A 16,637-nucleotide genomic window follows, 5' to 3' on the forward strand; every position below is an offset into this window, starting at 1 on the left:
ACGACCATGACCAGCCAGAACACCGCCGGCCCCGACCTCCCGTCCGACGTCCGGTCCGACGTGCCGTCCCACGCCGCCCGCCTCGGCGCCGGCTCCTCCGGCGACCGCCCGTTCCGCACCGTCCTCGTCGCCAACCGCGGCGAGATCGCCGTGCGCGTCATCCGCACCCTGCGCCGCCTCGGCATCCGCTCGGTCGCCGTCCACTCCGACGCCGACGCCGGAGCGCCCCACACCCGCCTCGCCGACACGGCGGTACGGATCGGCCCGGCCCCGGCGACGTCGTCGTACCTCGACATCGACGCCGTGATCGGCGCCGCCCGCACCGCCGGCGCCGACGCCATCCACCCCGGCTACGGCTTCCTGTCCGAGAACCCCGCCTTCGCCCGCGCCTGTGCGGCGGCCGGGATCACGCTCGTCGGGCCGCCGCCCGAGGCCATGGAGGCCATGGCCGACAAGATCTCCGCCCGCGACCTCGTCGCCGCCCGCGGTGTCCCCGTCCTGCCCGGCACAACCGGGGCGACCGGCGGCGCGGGCGCCCCTGGATCCGCCGCCTCCGACGCGGACCTCCTCGCCGCCGCCGGCGACGTCGGGTTCCCCCTCATCGTCAAGCCCGCCGCGGGCGGCGGCGGCAAGGGCATGCAGGTCGTCGAGGACGCCGCCGCGCTGCCCGCCGCCCTCGTCTCGGCCCGCCGCGTCGCCGCCGCCGCGTTCGGCGACGACTCCCTGCTCCTCGAACGGTACGTACCCGACCCGCGGCACATCGAGGTCCAGGTCCTCGCCGACACCCACGGCACCGTCATCCACCTCGGTGAGCGCGAGTGCTCCCTGCAACGCCGGCACCAGAAGGTCATCGAGGAGGCGCCGTCGGCCCTGCTCGCCGGTCTGCCCGACGACGTCGCCCGTGCCATCCGCGCCCGCATGGGCGAGGCCGCCTGCGAGGTCGCACGCGCCTGCGGGTACGTCGGCGCCGGAACGGTCGAGATGCTCGTGCCCGGCCTGCCGACCGGGCACCGTGCCGACGCACCCTGCGATCCAGCGGCCCCCGACCCTGCCGCGCCCGATCCCGCCGCGCTCGACTTCTGGTTCCTGGAGATGAACACCCGCCTCCAGGTCGAGCACCCCGTCACCGAGGCCGTCACCGGGCTCGATCTCGTCGAGCTCCAGCTCCGCGTCGCCGCGGGGGAGAAACTCCCGCTCGCCCAGGACGACGTCGAACCGCACGGGCACGCCGTCGAGGCCCGCGTCTACGCCGAGGCCCCCGCGCGCGGATTCCTGCCCGACACCGGCACCGTCCTCGCCCACGCCCAGCCGGCCGGCCCCGGCGTCCGCGTCGACTCCGGCATCGCCACCGGCAGCGTGATCGGCGGCGACTATGACCCCATGCTCGCCAAGGTCATCGCCCACGGCACCGACCGCGCCCAGGCCCTGGACCGCCTCGACCGCGCCCTCGCCGGCAGCGTCGTGCTCGGCGTCGAGACCAACACCGGCTGGCTCCGGGAACTCCTCGCCCACCCCGACGTCCGGGCCGGACGGATCGACACCGGCCTGATCGAACGCGCCGGCGACCCCGCCGAACCCGAACCGGACGACGCCGACCTCACGGCCGCGGCACGGGCGCTGGCACTGCACCATCCGGAGAAGCCCGCGTACCCCCGGGTCCGCCGGTTCGCGGTGGCGCGGGCGACGGGGCAGACGTGGCCGGCCGTGGCCGGGGCACACCAGGCGCCGAGGTTGGACGAGACGGTCCCGCCGCCCGGCCCGTGGACACTCGACGGCTTCCGTCCGGGCGCGCCGCCCGAGCCCGTGCGGTACGAGATAGCGGGCCGCCTGGTCACGACGGACGGGCCGATCGCGGACGGGCAGGAGTCGCCGGGGGCGCCGGCGCCGGCGTCACCTCGAGGGGCGGCACACCGCGCGGCGGCGTCGTCCGCGGAACCGGCTTCCGCGACCTCGCGTGAGACCCCGCCCACGACCGCCGTCGTGCAGGAGTCCGGGCGCGGCGTCCGTACCGTCTGGCTGCACCGGGCCGGGCGCACCCTGGCCCTCGCCGCCCCCACGCGCGCGCAGGCGGCCGCCGCTCGCCGGGCCGCGCGGGCCGCCGCGGCCCAGGACGGCGAGGCCGCCGGGCCCGACGTGCGCGCCGCGATGCCCGGCACCGTCGCCTGGGTCGCCGAGGACGGCGACGTCGGCGCGGGCGACACGCTCGTCGTCGTCGAGGCGATGAAGATGGAGCATCCGCTCGACGCGCCGCACGACGGCACGGCGACGGTGCGGGTGGCCGTGGGCGACCAGGTGCGGCGCGACCAGGTGGTCGCGACCGTGACGGCCGGCCCGGCCGGCGCCGGTGAACCGAGCCCGGCCGACGACGAGAGGCCCGCTGCCCCCGGCGCCGCGGGCTGAGACCCTGAGAAGAAGACCCCCGGGACCGCACAACCCTTGGCGGTCCCGGTCGATCCCGACACCCTGGGAGGAACCATGAAGTACTTGCTCACCGACGAGCAGGCCAAGCTGTACGACGAGGTGTGCCGCTTCGCGGACGAGGTCGTCGCGCCGCGTGCCTACGACTACGACACCAAGCGCGAGCTGCCGGTCGACATCATCGCCCGGATGGGGGACATGGGCCTGTTCGGCCTGCCGTTCCCGGTCGAGTACGGCGGGCAGGGCAAGGACTACGTGTCGCTGTGCCTGGCCGTGGAGGCGATCAGCCGGGTGGACCAGTCGCTCGGGGTGACGCTGGAGGCGGGCGTCGGGCTCGGGATCGTGCCGATCTTCCGGCACGGCAGCGAGGAGCAGAAGCGCCGCTGGCTGCCCGACCTGCTGTCCGGGCGGGCGCTGGCCGGGTTCGGGCTGACGGAGGACAAGGCCGGCTCGGACGCCGGCGCCACGCGCACGACGGCCGTGCGTGACGGCGACGAGTGGGTCATCAACGGCTCCAAGCAGTTCATCACCAACTCCGGCACGCCGATCACGTCGCTGGTCACGGTCACGGCGGTGACGGGCCGCAGGGAGAACGGCCGTCCGGAGCTGACGTGCTTCGTCGTGCCGACGGGCACGCCCGGGTTCGAGGTGGGCCCCGCCTACGACAAGGTCGGCTGGCACACCTCGGACACGCACCCGCTGACGTTCACCGACGTGCGGGTCCCGCACTCGGCCATGCTGGGGGAGCAGGGCCGCGGGTACGCGAACTTCCTGCGGGCCCTGGACGAGGGTCGCGTGGCGTTCGCGGCGCTGGGCGCGGGGGCGGCGCTGGGCTGCTACGAGCAGGCGCTCGCCCGGGCCAAGGAGCGCGAGGTGTTCGGCCGTCCGATCGGGGAGAACCAGCACGTCGCGTTCACCCTGGGCCGGATGCAGGCGCGCGCCCACTCGGCGCGGCTGGCGTGGATGGACGCGGCGCAGAAGCTCGTCGCGGGCGTCCCGTTCAAGGCGGAGGCGTCCCTGGCCAAGCTCATCGGTTCGGAGGCGGCCATGGCGAACGCGCGCGACGCCTCGCAGATCTGGGGCGGGTACGGTTTCCTCAACGAGAACGCCGTGGCCAGGCACTACCGGGACTCGAAGGTGCTGGAGGTCGGCGAGGGAACCACGGAGGTGCAGCTGATGGTGCTGGCCCGGGAGATGGGGTTGCAGTGACGGAGCCGACGGCGCCCGGGCAGGACCGCGAGATCCTGCAGCGGGGTCGGTACTTCGAGGAGCTGGAGGTCGGGGACCGGTACCTGCACCGGCCCGGCCGCACCGCCACCGAGGCCGACGACGTGCAGTTCACCACGCTCACGATGAACGGTCAGCCGCTGCACCTGGACGCGGCCTGGGCGGCGACCCAGCCGTTCGGCCGGCGGCTGATGAACTCGATGTGGACCCTGTCCACGATGGTGGGCCTGTCCACGTGGCAGGTCACGCTCGGCACGCTCGTGGCGAACCTCGGGTTCGAGAAGGTCGACTTCCCGGCCCCGGTGTTCCACGGCGACACGGTGTACGCCGAGACGAACGTGCTGGCCAAGCGGGTCTCGGCGTCCCGGCCGGGCCAGGGGGTCGTCACGCTGGAGCACGTGGGCCGCAACCAGGACGACGCGGTCGTGGCGCGCGCGGTGCGCAACGGCCTGTTCTGGACGCGGGCGGCGCACGAGGCCGCCGAGGCACCGGGGGACGGGTCGTGATCCCCGGACCGGCGCTTCTGTTCTGCCCGGCGGACCGGCCGGACCGGTTCGCCAAGGCCGCGTCCCGGGCCGACGGTGTGATCCTCGACCTGGAGGACGCCGTCGCGCCCGGGGCGCGGCCCGCCGCGCGCGAGGCGCTGATCGCCGCGGGTCGCGCGGTGGCCGACGACGGCGCCGCCCTGGTGCCCGAGCGCACGATCGTGCGCGTCAACCCGCCCGGGACGCCCGACCACGAGCGGGATCTCGCGGCGGTACGGGCCACGCCGTTCCGCACGGTCATGGTCGCCAAGGCGGACGCGCGCCTGCCGGTGCTCGGCGGGCTCGACGTCGTCGCACTGTGCGAGACGGCGGCCGGCGTCGTGGACGCGGCCGGGCTCGCCCGGCGGGAGGACGTCGTCGCCCTCATGTGGGGCGCCGAGGACCTGGTCGCCTCCCTGGGCGGCACGTCCAGCCGGTTCGGCCCGGGCGAACGCGCCCCGGGGGCGTACCGGGACGTGGCGCGGCAGGCCCGGGCGACGGTCCTGCTGGCCGCGGGCGCGGCCGGGAAGCAGGCGATCGACGCGGTGCACCTGGACCTCGACGACCTCGACGGCCTGCGCGCGGAGGCCGTGGACGCGGTGGCGTCCGGCTTCGCCGCCACGGCGTGCATCCACCCGAGGCATGTCGCGGTCATCCGGGACGCCTACGCCCCGTCCGCCGAGGAGGTGGCGCGCGCCGAGGGGATCCTGGCCGCGGCGGCGGACCATGGGGCCGGGGGAGGCGCGGGGGTGTTCGCGCTGGACGGCGTGATGGTGGACGAACCGGTCCTGCGCCACGCCCGAGCGGTCCTGGCCAGGGCCGGAGCATGAGGGTCCCGGCCATGCCGACTCGTGGTGCACACTTGACCCGGGTGTGATGGATCGTACACCGCGCCGAGCCGGACTTTTCTCGACAAACCAGTTTTTCGCCGCGTAAACTGGGAAAGAAATCGACACGGGGTGCTGCTTGTGTGGCAGCTGAGAACACACCCGTCGAACCTGATCCTGGTCGTGCCGGCGAAGGGAATGTCGAGATGCGCAGAGCTGAGGAGCGTCCACGGGCCGCGAGCGCGGCGCCGACGGAGACGACGGCGGTGGCGGCATGAACGTCCCACGGGTGCTGTCGATCGCCGGTTCGGACCCGTCCGGCGGGGCGGGCGTCCAGGCGGACCTGAAGTCGATCGCCGCCCACGGCGGCTACGGCATGGCCGTGATCACCGCCCTGACCGCGCAGAACACGCGGGGAGTGCGGGCCGTGCACGTGCCGCCCGCGGCGTTCGTCGCGCAGCAGCTGGATGCCGTCAGCGACGACATCGAGATCGACGCGGTCAAGATCGGGATGCTGGGCACGGCGCGCGCCGCCGACGTGGTCGGTGTCTGGCTCGAGCGTGTCCGCCCGCCCGTGGTCGTGCTCGACCCGGTGATGATCGCCACCAGCGGCGACCGCCTGCTGGAACCGACCGCGGAGGCGGCGCTGCGGGACCTGCTGTCCCTCGCGGACGTCGTCACCCCGAACATCCCCGAGCTGGCCGTGCTCACCGGCGGGCCGGAGGCCGTCACGTGGGAGCAGGCCGTCGCCCAGGCGCGCGAGGTGGCGGCCGTGCACGACGTGCTGGTGCTGGCCAAGGGCGGCCACCTGCTCACCTCCGACACGCAGGACGCGCTGGTCTCGGCCCACGGCGAACTGGCCGGGGTCAGCGGGCCGCGCCTGACGGCCACCAGCACGCACGGCACCGGGTGCTCGCTCTCCTCGGCGCTGGCGACGCTGCGCGTGGTGACCGGTTCGTGGCCCGAGGCGCTGCGGCGTGCGACGACGTGGCTGCGTGCGGCCATCGCGCGGGGCGAGAGCCTGCGGGTGGGCGCGCCGGGCGGGCACGGCCCGGTCGATCACCTGGGCATGCTCTGGGACGCCGCCGGCGTGCGCGCCAGGGCCCTGGAGGCGTGAGCCCGGAGGCCGGGTTCCGGCCGCCTACCCGGTGACGAGGCCGGCCACCGCGACGACGAGCGCGACCCCGGCGGTGACCCACGCGATCAGCACGTCGCGCCGGGCACGGGCCTGGACGTGCTCCAGTGCCTGGTGCAGCACGGTGACCTCCTCGCGGGCGGCGCTCAGCTCGCCGACCACCGAGCCGGCGGCGGCGTGTGCGGCGGCGGCCTCCTCGCGGGCCACCCGCGCGTCGGACCGGGCCCGTTCGGCGGTGATGGCGGCCTGGGAGGCGGCGCCCGCGGCCTGCGCGGCGGCGGCCTCGGCGGCCTCGGCGGCGCGGCGCAGGTGCTTGCGGTCCTTGCTCTCGGCGGAGGACGGGGCGTGCACCATCGCCGATCCCCCGACACGGGCGTGCTCGCCGCCCGCCGGGTCGCTCATGCCCGCGTCGACGGTGGGCTGGGAGACGGTCGCGTCTCCGGCGAGATCGGTCTCCGGCGACTCGGTCCGGGCCAGCTGCGCCTGCACCCCGGCCTTCAGATCGGCCAGGAGGGGCCGGGGGTCCCAGGAAGCCCGCTGAGATCGGGGCGTCGCGTGCCGCGGTGAGTCGTCGAGGGGCGCCATGGCGAAGAAGGTACCAGCGTGAACGCCGTCGATGGGCAGGCCGGAGACGTGCTGGAGACGTGCCGGTGGCGGCGTCGTACGGGTCAGAGCGCGAACGCCGCTCCCAGGGCGGCCAGTGCGAGCACGACGGCGACCACCGCGACGAGCGTGGCCGTGCCCGCGCGCCGGGCCGCTCCGGCCGCCTCGTCGCGTACGGCGGCGGCGGACTTCTCGGCGTCGGCCAGCGCCGTGGTGAGGCGGGCGATCTCGTCGTCCCGGGCCGTGTTCTCCGTCCGCAGGCCGGTGACGGCCCGGTCGGTGGCCTCGGCGGACGCGGTGGCGGCGTCGAGCCGCCGCTCGACGGTGTCGAGGCGTGCGGTCGCGGCCTCGCGGGCCTCCCGCGTCGCGGCACGGGCCTCCTCCAGGCCCTCCTGCGCGGTGGCGGCGGCGTCGGCGGCCGCCTCGGCGCGGGCCCGCGCGTTCGCGACGTCCTCGCCGGTGCGCCGGTCGAGGTCGTCCAGCCGGGTCAGGAGCTGGGTGGCGGCGTCGCCCCCGGCGGCCGACAGGTCCCGCGTGCCCGTGTCGAGGAAGGCGTCGGCCCAGGTGCGCCGCTTCTTGCCGGTCTTCGTCCGGCGCGGCTCGTCGTCGCCGGCGTGCGCGGCGGCCTCGGCGGCGGCGCGCACGTGCGGCGGGATGTCGACGGACGGCGCCGGGTACTCCTCGGGTTCGCCGGTTTCGCCGGCCTCGTCGCCGGAGCGGGCGCCGCTCTCGGAGTCGGGAATCTTGATCGGGGCGGTCAGGAGCTCCCGCAACCGCTCGATCCGGCCGTCGTCCTCGGTGGCGTCACTGTCGTCAGAGGTGATCTGGCGCTCGTCGCTCATGGGGGAAACGTACTGCTCTGCCGGTTCTGCGTCGACTACCTCGGCAGGGCGCGTCGTTTCGCCAGTGTGCAGCCTTGCGTTGCTGAGCGGTGGTGGACCCGGGTGGCCTCCAGTGGCCACCCGAAACCCCACTGGTGCCCCACACTTCGGGCTCCTGGGGGCTGGCGTCGATGGTCGTGTCGTTGCTCGTGGAGTGTGGGCGGCGCGGTTGCACCTGTGGGGTGGGGGAAAGGACGACCCATGGCCAAGGAGACGACCCGCCGGATGTTCGGAGCGCTGGAGGCGCGCAAGAACAGGAAGACCGGGGAGGTGACCAGTTGGCGCGCCCGCTACACCGGACCCGATACCGAACGGCACGAGCGCCCCTTCGTCGACAAGATGGCGGGCGAAGCGTGGCTGAACGCCGAGAGGATCCTCATCGACCGCGGCGAGTGGACACCGCCAAAGGTGCGCGACGCCGCGGAACGTGCCCGATCCCAGCAGGCGATCACGCTGCGGGACTGGGCCGAGCGTTCGATGGTGAACAAGGCGCTCAGGACCTCCACACGCGACAGGTACCGCCGGATGCTGAACAAGCGGATCCTTCCGGCCTTGGGCGACATCCCGCTGGCCGATCTCACCCGGATGGATGTAACGACGTGGTACATGACCTTGGCGGTGACGCTCGCGAAGGAGGCCGACGAGCGACGGGCGCGCGGCTACAAGGGCAACACCGACGGGCGCGGAGCGTTGTACAGCGCCTACCAGGTCCTGTCGTCGATCCTGGCCGACGCTGTCGACCACGAACTCCTGGACGTGTCGCCCGCCAAGGTCAAGGGCGGCCTGCAGTACGACCCTCTGCACGAGCCGGTGGTCCTCACCTCCGAGCAGATGTGGCAGCTCACCGACCTGCTGCCCGACTATCTGCGGGCATTCGTCCCGCTGCTCGCGACGACCGGGCTGCGCAAGGGAGAGATGCGCGCCCTGATGTGCAGGCACCTGACCCTGGACGACCCCGAGCGCGCCGTCGTCCAGGTGCGCGGCACCGTCGCGGTCCCAGGCCGGAACTACAAGATCGGTGACCCCAAGACGAAGCGCTCGCGCAGGGACATCGCTATTCCGTCGTTCGTCGTCCCAATCCTGCGGGAGCACATCGATCGGTTCTCGGAGCCGGGGCCAGGTGGCATCGTGTTCCCGGCCAAGAGCGGCGGCGTGCTCTCGGTCGCGGTCATCGAGTCGTGGTGGCAGGGCGCGAGGGAACAGGTCGGGCTGGCGGACTTGCATGTCCACGACCTCCGCCACACGGCGCTGACCTGGGCAGCGAGATCCGGCGCGACCCTCGCCGAGCTGATGGCGATCGCAGGCCACTCCACGCCCGAGGTCGCGCTGCGCTACCAGCACGTCGGTGACGAGGAGCGCCGCCACGCGATCGCCGAGAAGGTCGGTGCGGTGTTTCAGGACGAGTTGGCGCACCGGCGTGCGACTCGGGCGCGGACCAGCGACGACGTCGGCAAGGCCGGGACTGCGGGATGACTCCCATGGCCATGCCAAGGGGGGAACAGCAGAGGACTTCCGAGATGATGGGCGCGGTATTCCACGGCGTCGGCAGGTCCAGAAGAGCCTGTCCGGGAGTCGGGCTGCGCCGGCCACCTTGGCGGGAAGGGACGGTTCGGCTGGGTCCCACCCGGACGTTCGTGGGCAGTGCTGGACATCGCGAGCGTACCTTCCTGGCGAGTGCGGCCGACGGCGCCGTGAGGACGGAGCACCACGATGAATACTCGGACCTCCACCCCGAACTCCAATAAAAGTGTGCCAAGTGGCAACCTCATCTCTCTCACCGAGGCCGCACAGAACCTGAGCGTGTCGGTGAAGACAATCCGACGGCGGATCGCGGACGGGACCGTACGCGCGTACCGCGTCGGGCGGCTCATCCGGATCGACGCCGACGAACTGCGGACGGCGCTGCTGATCCGGATCCCGGGTGCGAGGTGAAAGTACCAACAACAAGTACCGTGCGGCCCGTGGCCTTCGAGGCCACGGGCCGTCCGTCTGCCCCGATGTCGCCCAGGAAGGGAGTCCGCCGACACCTGTTCATTGCAGTTTTCATTCAGGAGTGATCCTGAAGCACGACTCATGCGGTGGCTTGGTGCTGCACGGATGCCTTCGGTCTCGTGCTCAGGCAGTCCTCGTGGCAAGAGCGCGTGCCACAGCGGCCAACGGGGCACCGCTATCCTCATTCGCATCGCGCCGCTAGGTTGCCGGGAAAGGATGATGGCAGGCCGGGCGCCACGCTTTCGTAAGTTCAGTGGTGAGGAGGGAAGCCATGACCGCTGGCGGTTTCCTCCGTGCCTCGACGTACTGGACCGGGCCTGACCTCACCGACGGGCTCGTCTCAGCGGCTGAGGAGAAGTTCGGGTACTGCCTGCCGACGTCCCTGGTTGACCTGCTGTACCAGTGCAACGGCGGCGTCCCGGCGGGCACGTTCTTCCGGATGACCACCCCGACATCGTGGGCCCCCGACCACTTCGAGATCGACGCCATCCTCGGGATCGGCGGTCCGCGCGGGTTCTACAACGAGGATGACACCGGCAGTGACTACTTGATCCGCGAGTGGGGCTACCCGCCCATCGGCGTGGTTCTCTGCGCGACTCCGTCGGGCGGCCACGACACCGTCATGCTCGACTACCGCGCCCTCGGCCCGGCCGGCGAGCCCGCAGTCGCCTACATCGACGAGGACCGTGTACCCCAGAAGATCGCCGACTCCTTCGCCGACTTCATGACGAGCTTGGAAACCCCGGACGACTACGACAGGTGACGTCACTGGTCGATGTGGCGGAGGACGCCGATCTTGTCGCCGTCCCCGGGCCTCACACGTGTCAATGCAGGTCGCTGACGGGCGCCGCGCCGAGGATGAAGTTCCCCGGCTGGGTGAGAAGGCGAGCGTGCCCGTGCCCTGGGGCGTGTGCGCTGGACCGGACGGTGTGCGATCGAGGGTCTGCGGTTCGTGGCCTGGCGACGGTGCCCGTTTCACAGGCCAGGCGCGCTTCGGCCTGTTCGCGGCGGCGTGGTCGGAGCTGCTGTCGGCTCGCTGCGCACAGCGTCGGTCCTGGCTGGCGTCGGGCCGTCAGGGTTTGGGTCGAGGGTGTGGCTGTGGGCTGCGGTCCATGCTTCCTGTGCCTGCTGGAGTCCTTCGGCGGCTCCGTTCCGTACGGTGTGGTGTGCCTTGCGGGGGTCGAAGCCGGCGTTGAGTGCGGCGGTGATGAGTTTGGGGAACGTGGCGAGGGGGTCGGCGTGCTTGAGCAGGCCGCGGACCTGCGGCGCGTGCCAGCAGGCGAAGTAGGTGGCAGCGGCGGCGAGGACCGCGAGCTGGAGGCGCTGCTCGGGCGGGGCTGCGCGGAAAGTGCGCACCAGGGCGTCAATGCGGTCGTCGTGGATGCGGTCTTCGAGCGTGTGGGCCAGGACCGCGTCTCGCGTGATCACGTCGTTCGTGACCAGGTGCGCGAGAAGGCACATCTGTGCGGGGTCGTCTCGTCGGGCAGTAGCGACTCGATCCAGGGTCGTGGTCGCGAGTGCGGCGCGTTGTTGTGGGGATAGGCCGTCGAGCTCGGTGGCCTTTGCGGCGTTCAGCGTGGTTAACGTCGGCTCGGGCAGGGGCGCGATGGACGCTTCGAGGGCCGTCCGGGACGCGGCGGGGGCCAGGACGCCGCGGGTGGCCAGTTCGGCGGCGTGGTCGGGGACCGGCTGGGGAAGGGTCCAGTGGCCGTGCCGGTCGTCGAAGAGGACTCTCCAGGTGTCGTCGTGCACATGGATCGGTAGGACGGTGGTCTGGACCGCTGGCTGGAGATTGTTGGCGAGCTGGTGGGCGCGCAGGCCTCCGTGGGGTCCGTATCCGACGACGGTCAGTGCGGCGGGCTGTTCGATGCGGGAGAGCATCCGGGCAATCTGTTCGGCGACGTCGACGACGGGTGTCTGCTCGTCCCACGGGGTCACCATCTGCACGATCGAGCGGTGGTTGGCGCCGAAGGCGCCGACGACGAGGTCCTCGTTCCCGAGCTGGTGGCCGACGGCGTAGGGAAGTCGGGCGACGTAGTCCCCGACGTTCAGTGGCTGGTCTTCCATGGTCTGCTCCCTTGCTTCTCTCGGTGTTCCTTCGTTGTGTTCCCTTGCTGTGATCGGGTCAGAACGGCTCGATGTCCGGTCCGGTGCTCCAGGGGCCGGCCAGGCCCATGGCGGTCGGCGGCGCGGCGTTGGAGAGGCCGGCGCGGTCGGCCCTGTTCAGGCGCGGCGTTTCAAGTCGTCGCCGGGCCTCCCAAGCGACGTAGGCGGGGGAGGCAGCCTGGCGTGCTTGGTCGGTGATCCAGGTGGCCACGTCGGTGGGGTCGGCGTCGATGGTGAGGGTGGAAGTGGTGATCTGGGTGTGGGCGTGGCTGGAGAAGGTCCAGGTGGCGTCGCGTTCGCCGTCGATGTCGGCTTCGTCGTAGCCGTCGTCGGGCTTGCGCTCGCCGAAGCCGATCTTGAGGGTGCCGCCGTAGGTGGCGTAGTTGCCGTCGCCCATGTGCGCGTACAGATCGGCGCACGGGATGTACTCGGCCACGGCTCGGGCGGCGTTGTCGATGCGTTCCTTGACCAGATCAATGGCAGCCTCGGGCGCGTCGCGCAGCGTGCGGCCGATCCAGAGACCGTTGTGCGGGACGGGGAGGGAGCCCTTGGGGAAGAACTGGTAGGTCTGGAGGGCGTCGGCCAGGTCGGTGCCGCGGTGCTGGCTGACCAGGTCGTCGAGGAACTGTCGGGTTTCGTCCCGGTCAGCGCCGGTGGCCTCGACCCGGTGGTCGATGAGGGCGTTCTCCACGGGTGTGCGCGTGATTGGTTCGCCGTCCACGATGCCGCGGGAGCGGAGTTCCTGATGGATCAGCGCGGCCTGGTAGCTGGCCTCGGCCAGGTCCATCCGGCTTGGCCCGAATCCTTCGTATCGGGTGCCGTCCTCGTCGTTGACCAGCTCCTCGCGGTATCCGTGGCCCATGTCGTCCAGGACCAGGTCTTCGAAGTCGGGCTGGCCGACGACGGCTCGTACGTCTCCCTCGGCGCGGATCAGCTGGACCAGCCCGAACGGCGCGGGCACATACGGCTCGCTCATGACGTCCTTCCGATCGGCAGCCCGGCCATACGCTGCATCGGAGACCCGCTGATACTCCTCGCGAATCGCCTGCGCGACGGCGAGACGCCGGGCGTTCGCCGCGGCGTCCCGGCCGTGGACGCCGAGCATGAGCGCGTCGGCGCGGGAAAGTCCGAGAGCGGCCTTGAGGGTGATGGCCTGAGAGTTGGCGTTCATGTCCTGACTTCCGTGCTGGGCCGCGACCGGCGGCCGGGACTTCACAGGTGAGGGCCGGCGCCGTCGTCGCGGCGCGGGTTACGCAGATCGGGGCCTTCCGGCTGAGCTGGCCGGCGCTCGTTTGCTGGGCGGACCCTGGAGGCGCGCAGCGCTTGGACCCGACGCCGGATGCTGTCGACGTCGCTCCGGTGCACGAGCGTGTAGTCGATGGGGGCGTCCAGGTCGGGACACTGCGCCGTCGCGGCCGTGAGACCGGCGTCGCGTGCGTGCGACGTGATTGCGGCGAGCCCGGCGGTCAGGTCTCGGTCCAGGCCCAGACCGGTGGGATGCACGACCGGTTCCGGCGGGCCCCACGGACTCGTGCGTGTGCCGAGTTGCCCCAGGACGTGGTTCGGGTGGTTGAGGAAGTACTGGTTCACGCGGACTTGGTCGCCGCGCAGGTCCTGCACCGGGGAGGGCAGGAACTGGTGTGGCTTGAGGGGAGCTCCGTCGTGGCGGCGCAAGATCATCAGGTCCACAACGGCGTCGTTCCCCGGGTTGTCACGCAGCGCGCCCGACGGCAGGCGCAGGGCACCGACAAGCTCACCGAACTCCGTCAGCAGACGGCGACTGTCGACGTCCCCGTCGTCGAGCACGTCGCGGGAGACCAGGCCGACTGTATAGCCGCCGACGTCGGTGTTCGCCAGGCAGCCGACCAGCCCGAGTATCTGCCTGGCGCGGCGCTCTGTGGCTGCCTTCTCGCGGTGCAGGACGACGTCGGTGTAGCCGGGCACGGCGATCACGACGTCGTACCGGCCCTTGTTCTGGTCGCTCTGCCAGGTGTGCAGGTGCAGGTTCGGGTGCGGTGCCATCTCCGCCCGTGACACGGCGGTGGTGGTCGGGATGGACGCGGTGAACCCGGCATGGTCACCAGCGCGTAGTCGGCGTTCCTCGACCGGCAGGCCGGCGAACAGTTCAGCGTCCTGTCCGAGCACCAGCATCCGTCCACCCGAGATCCCCAGGACGCGCAGGGCGCCCCACAGCTTGCGGGCGGTCAGCTGGTAGGCGGGAGCGGCGTCCGCAGCGTCGTGGTCGTGCATCGCGACCACGTCCGCCCTCATGGCGGCTTTGGCGTGTTCGTCGTCGCCGTAGGCCCGGTTGAGAGCGTGTTCGAGGTCGTCGTCGAACATCACGACCGCCCCCTACCGGACAGGGGCCGCCCGCCCAGCGTGGGTAGCGACGCGCGCACCCGGGCCTCGACGGCGCGGCGGGCAGCGATGTCGTCCGCGAGCCACGCTTCGAAGTCCGCCGCCCGGTCGGTGATGGACGTGGGCTCGGCAGCGTTCTGCCACGTCTCGGCGGCACCGAAACCCGGCTCACCGGGCCAGAGCGTTACACCCGTCGGACGGTCCTGGGTGAGCGTGGTGCCGGACTGCCCGACCCAGTCGTGCAGGCGGCGCAGCGACTCGGCCAACTCCCGGTGCCAGGCCGCCGGGGCGAGGGCGGATGCCTCCGGGTGGTAGGACGCGAGCCACGCGGTGTGCAGGGCCGACAGCTCCCAGCGCAACGCCGCGTGCCGGTGCCACAGCGGCGGGATGTGTGTGACGCCGAGGCCGTATTCGTGGCGCAGCCAGGTGACCCAGTCGTCCAGGACCCGCCAGTAGATCTCCGCCTCGGTGGAAGTCAGGGCTCGAAGGTTCATCGGCTGGAGCGGCACCTCGCCGAGCGGCTCGGCGTCCGACGACGCTCCGGTGCCGCGTTCACGCGCGGCACCGTCAGCGGGTGTGCTGGTGAGGAAGTTTCCGCCCTCGTCTCCGTCGGCGTCTTCGTCGAACTCCTCGCTGCCGTCGTCGTACACGGCTGCGACGTCAGCGGGCAGCGCGAAGGCGTTCGCGAGGTAGGCGTCCAGAAGGCTCTCGGCGTCCGAGACGACCGCGTCCGAGGGTTCCGACTCGGGGTCGTGGGCTGAAGGCAGGTTCTCGTCCATGATGGTCCCCGTTCACGCGGTCTCGGCGGCATGGGCACCGTCGGGCAGGATGCGCCCTGCGGCGATCGGGACACGCCCGGCCCCGTCGCCGTCGGACCGGCGGCGAGCGCCCCTCTTGCGGGTGCGTCGGACGGTGTAGTCCGCGTTGGCGGCGTCGTGCCCGATCCGGCGTGCGATGAACGACGGGGAGCCGTTCCGGTTCGTCTTGAGGCGTCCGGAGGCCAGGAACCAGTCGCCGAACCGGAACCGGTGGTGCAGTGCCTCGGCTGCTTCGTCGAAGCCGGCCAGGTCGACGGTGACCGGAGGTTGCTTCTCCCGAGTGCCGTCGGCATGACGACGCCGTGGCGGGAAGACGTCCGCGCGGACCCGGACGTGCACGACGCCGTCGGCGGACCTCTGCAGCCGCGGGTCGCCCGCCAGGCGTCCTATCAGGCTCGTGGAGGTAGGGATGAGGGGCATGGCGACACTCCTGACGATCACGCACCGGCTATCGGGCGGCGCTCGTGCATCTCAGGTGTGCCCCCAGCGTCGGCGATCGCCGCTACCGCACCGCTGACGGGAGTCCGGTTCGGTGACGAGAGCCGGAAGTGCATACGGGTCGGCCCCCACGTACCGTCAAGAGGACGCCTGCGTGGCGTACCGCAACTGCCTTCTGGAGGATGTCTTCAGCTCCGCGGTCGGCCGCAGACCATTAGCTGCTGCTGGAGATCGGTGCCGCACTCGGAACTCGTGGCGCGTGGCCTCGCGATGAACAGTTGGGCCGGCTGCCGCTACATCACCAGCACAAACCCCCATAGGAACGTCATGCGTACCAAGACGCTCGCTGTAGCGCTGACCGCCGCAGCCCTGGCTGCCGGTCTGTCGGCATGTACCGCTGATGACCCCGAGCCAAAGTCGAGGCAGTCCACCGAGGCCACTCAGGAGACTGAGCCTTCCGCTGAGCCGGGGCTGTCCGAGACACCGAAGCCCGTGAAGGGCACGTTCCGCTCCGATCCGTTCGTGCCCGGCGAAGCCTTCGAGTTCGGCGACTGGAAACTCACCTTCGGCGAGACCGACCCCGATGCCACCCAGGCCGTGGTCGATGCCGAGGTCGAAGAGTGCAATTGCGATCTCAGTCCGTCGGCAGTCTCACCCGAGGAGGGCAACGTCTACATCGCCGTCCCGATCACGGCCACGTACACGGGCAACACCAGCGAGGACCCTGCCTACGCGATCACGTTCGACTACGTCTCTGCCGACGGGAACACGTACACGGGGTCCGACATGGACACCCTCGAGGCGGTTGGAGACCTGTACACCAACGCCACCGGTGAAGGCAGCATCTACCTGGAGGTGGCCGCAGATGACGCTGAGGGCGGGTACTGGCGGATCGCCGAGAGCGACTGGGAATCCACTTCCAGTCAGGTTTACGTCGCCTCCACAGCCGCCGAGCGTGACACTGACGAAGAACTCGCGCTCGACGGCACCCCATGCGTCTACGTGGACGGCGTCTGCTTCTCACGGGCCGAGCTGGAAGCTCTTGCCGAGGAGGAGTCCGGCGTCGGGGACCTGACGGTGGAGGAGTATCTGGCGTTCGCGCCCGAGGAACAGTCGGCCGTCAACCATGACCTGGAGGCTGCTGGGAAGTTCGCCGAGTGGGAAATTGCCAACCCGCTCACCGGCCCGTGCGCCGAACAGACCGCCGAAGGTCTGCCGGCACAGACACTCATCGAGATGGGCTTCGGCCCGGAGCAGTGCCCCAACGAGTAACCGGCGGCGCCAGCACCTGCCCGCAGCGCATCCGGTGA

16 protein-coding genes and 1 riboswitch are annotated in these 16,637 nt (G+C 71.8%); of the genes, 9 read left to right on the forward strand and 7 right to left on the reverse strand.

All coding sequences use genetic code 11. The annotated features are described in order from the left end of the window. Positions 1-6: 6 nt before the first annotated feature. The 5 genes from EDD34_RS10180 (at position 7) to thiD (ending at position 6,113) form a co-directional block, all read left to right on the forward strand. The gene (locus EDD34_RS10180; RefSeq protein ID WP_123814453.1) at positions 7-2,400 is read left to right on the forward strand and encodes an acetyl/propionyl/methylcrotonyl-CoA carboxylase subunit alpha; all 2,394 of its coding nucleotides are present in this window, start codon (positions 7-9) and stop codon (positions 2,398-2,400) included. Positions 2,401-2,475: 75 nt separating this feature from the next. After that, positions 2,476-3,627: an acyl-CoA dehydrogenase family protein gene (locus EDD34_RS10185; protein ID WP_123814454.1), complete on the forward strand. Its 1,152-nt coding sequence runs from the start codon at positions 2,476-2,478 to the stop codon at positions 3,625-3,627. Next, positions 3,624-4,151: a MaoC family dehydratase gene (locus EDD34_RS10190; protein ID WP_123814455.1), complete on the forward strand. Its 528-nt coding sequence runs from the start codon at positions 3,624-3,626 to the stop codon at positions 4,149-4,151. The genes EDD34_RS10185 and EDD34_RS10190 overlap by 4 nt, the downstream gene beginning before the upstream one ends. Then, a complete protein-coding gene (locus EDD34_RS10195; protein WP_123814456.1) occupies positions 4,148-4,999 on the forward strand; it encodes an HpcH/HpaI aldolase/citrate lyase family protein in 852 nt (283 codons plus the stop codon). The genes EDD34_RS10190 and EDD34_RS10195 overlap by 4 nt, the downstream gene beginning before the upstream one ends. 115 nt (positions 5,000-5,114) lie before the next feature. Continuing rightward, positions 5,115-5,212: riboswitch (TPP riboswitch) on the forward strand. A gap of 58 nt (positions 5,213-5,270) precedes the next feature. Beyond that, entirely contained in the window at positions 5,271-6,113 is an 843-nt protein-coding gene (gene thiD, locus EDD34_RS10200; RefSeq protein WP_123814457.1) for a bifunctional hydroxymethylpyrimidine kinase/phosphomethylpyrimidine kinase, read from the forward strand. Between the two features lie 24 nt (positions 6,114-6,137). On the opposite strand, the gene EDD34_RS10205 is transcribed toward thiD, so the two are convergent. Further along, positions 6,138-6,716: a hypothetical protein gene (locus EDD34_RS10205; protein WP_123814458.1), complete on the reverse strand. Its 579-nt coding sequence runs from the start codon at positions 6,714-6,716 to the stop codon at positions 6,138-6,140. Positions 6,717-6,799: 83 nt separating this feature from the next. Beyond that, positions 6,800-7,576 carry a hypothetical protein gene (locus EDD34_RS10210; protein WP_123814459.1) on the reverse strand — a complete coding sequence of 259 codons (777 nt, stop codon included), beginning with the start codon at positions 7,574-7,576 and terminating at the stop codon, positions 6,800-6,802. Between the two features lie 240 nt (positions 7,577-7,816). Here EDD34_RS10210 and EDD34_RS10215 point away from each other — a divergent pair, with 240 nt between their 5' ends. The 3 genes from EDD34_RS10215 to EDD34_RS10225 all read left to right on the forward strand — a co-directional run bounded on the left by EDD34_RS10215 (position 7,817) and on the right by EDD34_RS10225 (position 10,370). After that, a complete protein-coding gene (locus EDD34_RS10215) occupies positions 7,817-9,088 on the forward strand; it encodes a site-specific integrase (protein ID WP_123814460.1) in 1,272 nt (423 codons plus the stop codon). A 237-nt stretch (positions 9,089-9,325) separates the two neighbouring features. After that, the gene (locus EDD34_RS21395; RefSeq protein WP_170177030.1) at positions 9,326-9,547 is read left to right on the forward strand and encodes an excisionase family DNA-binding protein; all 222 of its coding nucleotides are present in this window, start codon (positions 9,326-9,328) and stop codon (positions 9,545-9,547) included. Positions 9,548-9,878: 331 nt separating this feature from the next. Further along, positions 9,879-10,370 (forward strand): SMI1/KNR4 family protein, encoded by a 492-nt coding sequence (locus EDD34_RS10225; RefSeq protein ID WP_123814461.1) that lies wholly within the window; start codon positions 9,879-9,881, stop codon positions 10,368-10,370. Positions 10,371-10,582: 212 nt separating this feature from the next. On the opposite strand, the gene EDD34_RS10230 is transcribed toward EDD34_RS10225, so the two are convergent. The 5 genes from EDD34_RS10230 to EDD34_RS10250 are packed head-to-tail and all read right to left on the reverse strand — an operon-like array spanning position 10,583 to position 15,309. Then, a complete protein-coding gene (locus tag EDD34_RS10230) occupies positions 10,583-11,674 on the reverse strand; it encodes a hypothetical protein (RefSeq protein WP_123814462.1) in 1,092 nt (363 codons plus the stop codon). A 58-nt stretch (positions 11,675-11,732) separates the two neighbouring features. Continuing rightward, positions 11,733-12,884 (reverse strand): hypothetical protein, encoded by a 1,152-nt coding sequence (locus EDD34_RS10235; protein WP_123814463.1) that lies wholly within the window; start codon positions 12,882-12,884, stop codon positions 11,733-11,735. Positions 12,885-12,925: 41 nt separating this feature from the next. Beyond that, on the reverse strand, positions 12,926-14,056 hold the full coding sequence (locus EDD34_RS10240) for a hypothetical protein (RefSeq protein WP_123814464.1): 1,131 nt from the start codon (positions 14,054-14,056) through the stop codon (positions 12,926-12,928). After that, positions 14,053-14,850 carry a hypothetical protein gene (locus EDD34_RS10245; protein WP_123814465.1) on the reverse strand — a complete coding sequence of 266 codons (798 nt, stop codon included), beginning with the start codon at positions 14,848-14,850 and terminating at the stop codon, positions 14,053-14,055. The genes EDD34_RS10240 and EDD34_RS10245 overlap by 4 nt, the downstream gene beginning before the upstream one ends. 12 nt (positions 14,851-14,862) lie before the next feature. Beyond that, positions 14,863-15,309 (reverse strand): single-stranded DNA-binding protein, encoded by a 447-nt coding sequence (locus tag EDD34_RS10250; RefSeq protein WP_123814466.1) that lies wholly within the window; start codon positions 15,307-15,309, stop codon positions 14,863-14,865. Positions 15,310-15,654: 345 nt separating this feature from the next. Between EDD34_RS10250 and EDD34_RS10255 the strand changes: the two genes are divergently transcribed. After that, entirely contained in the window at positions 15,655-16,599 is a 945-nt protein-coding gene (locus EDD34_RS10255) for a hypothetical protein (protein ID WP_123814467.1), read from the forward strand. Positions 16,600-16,637 lie beyond the last annotated feature (38 nt).

Origin of the sequence: Myceligenerans xiligouense, from assembly GCF_003814695.1 — a bacterium.
Taxonomy (GTDB): Bacteria; Actinomycetota; Actinomycetes; order Actinomycetales; family Cellulomonadaceae; genus Myceligenerans; species Myceligenerans xiligouense.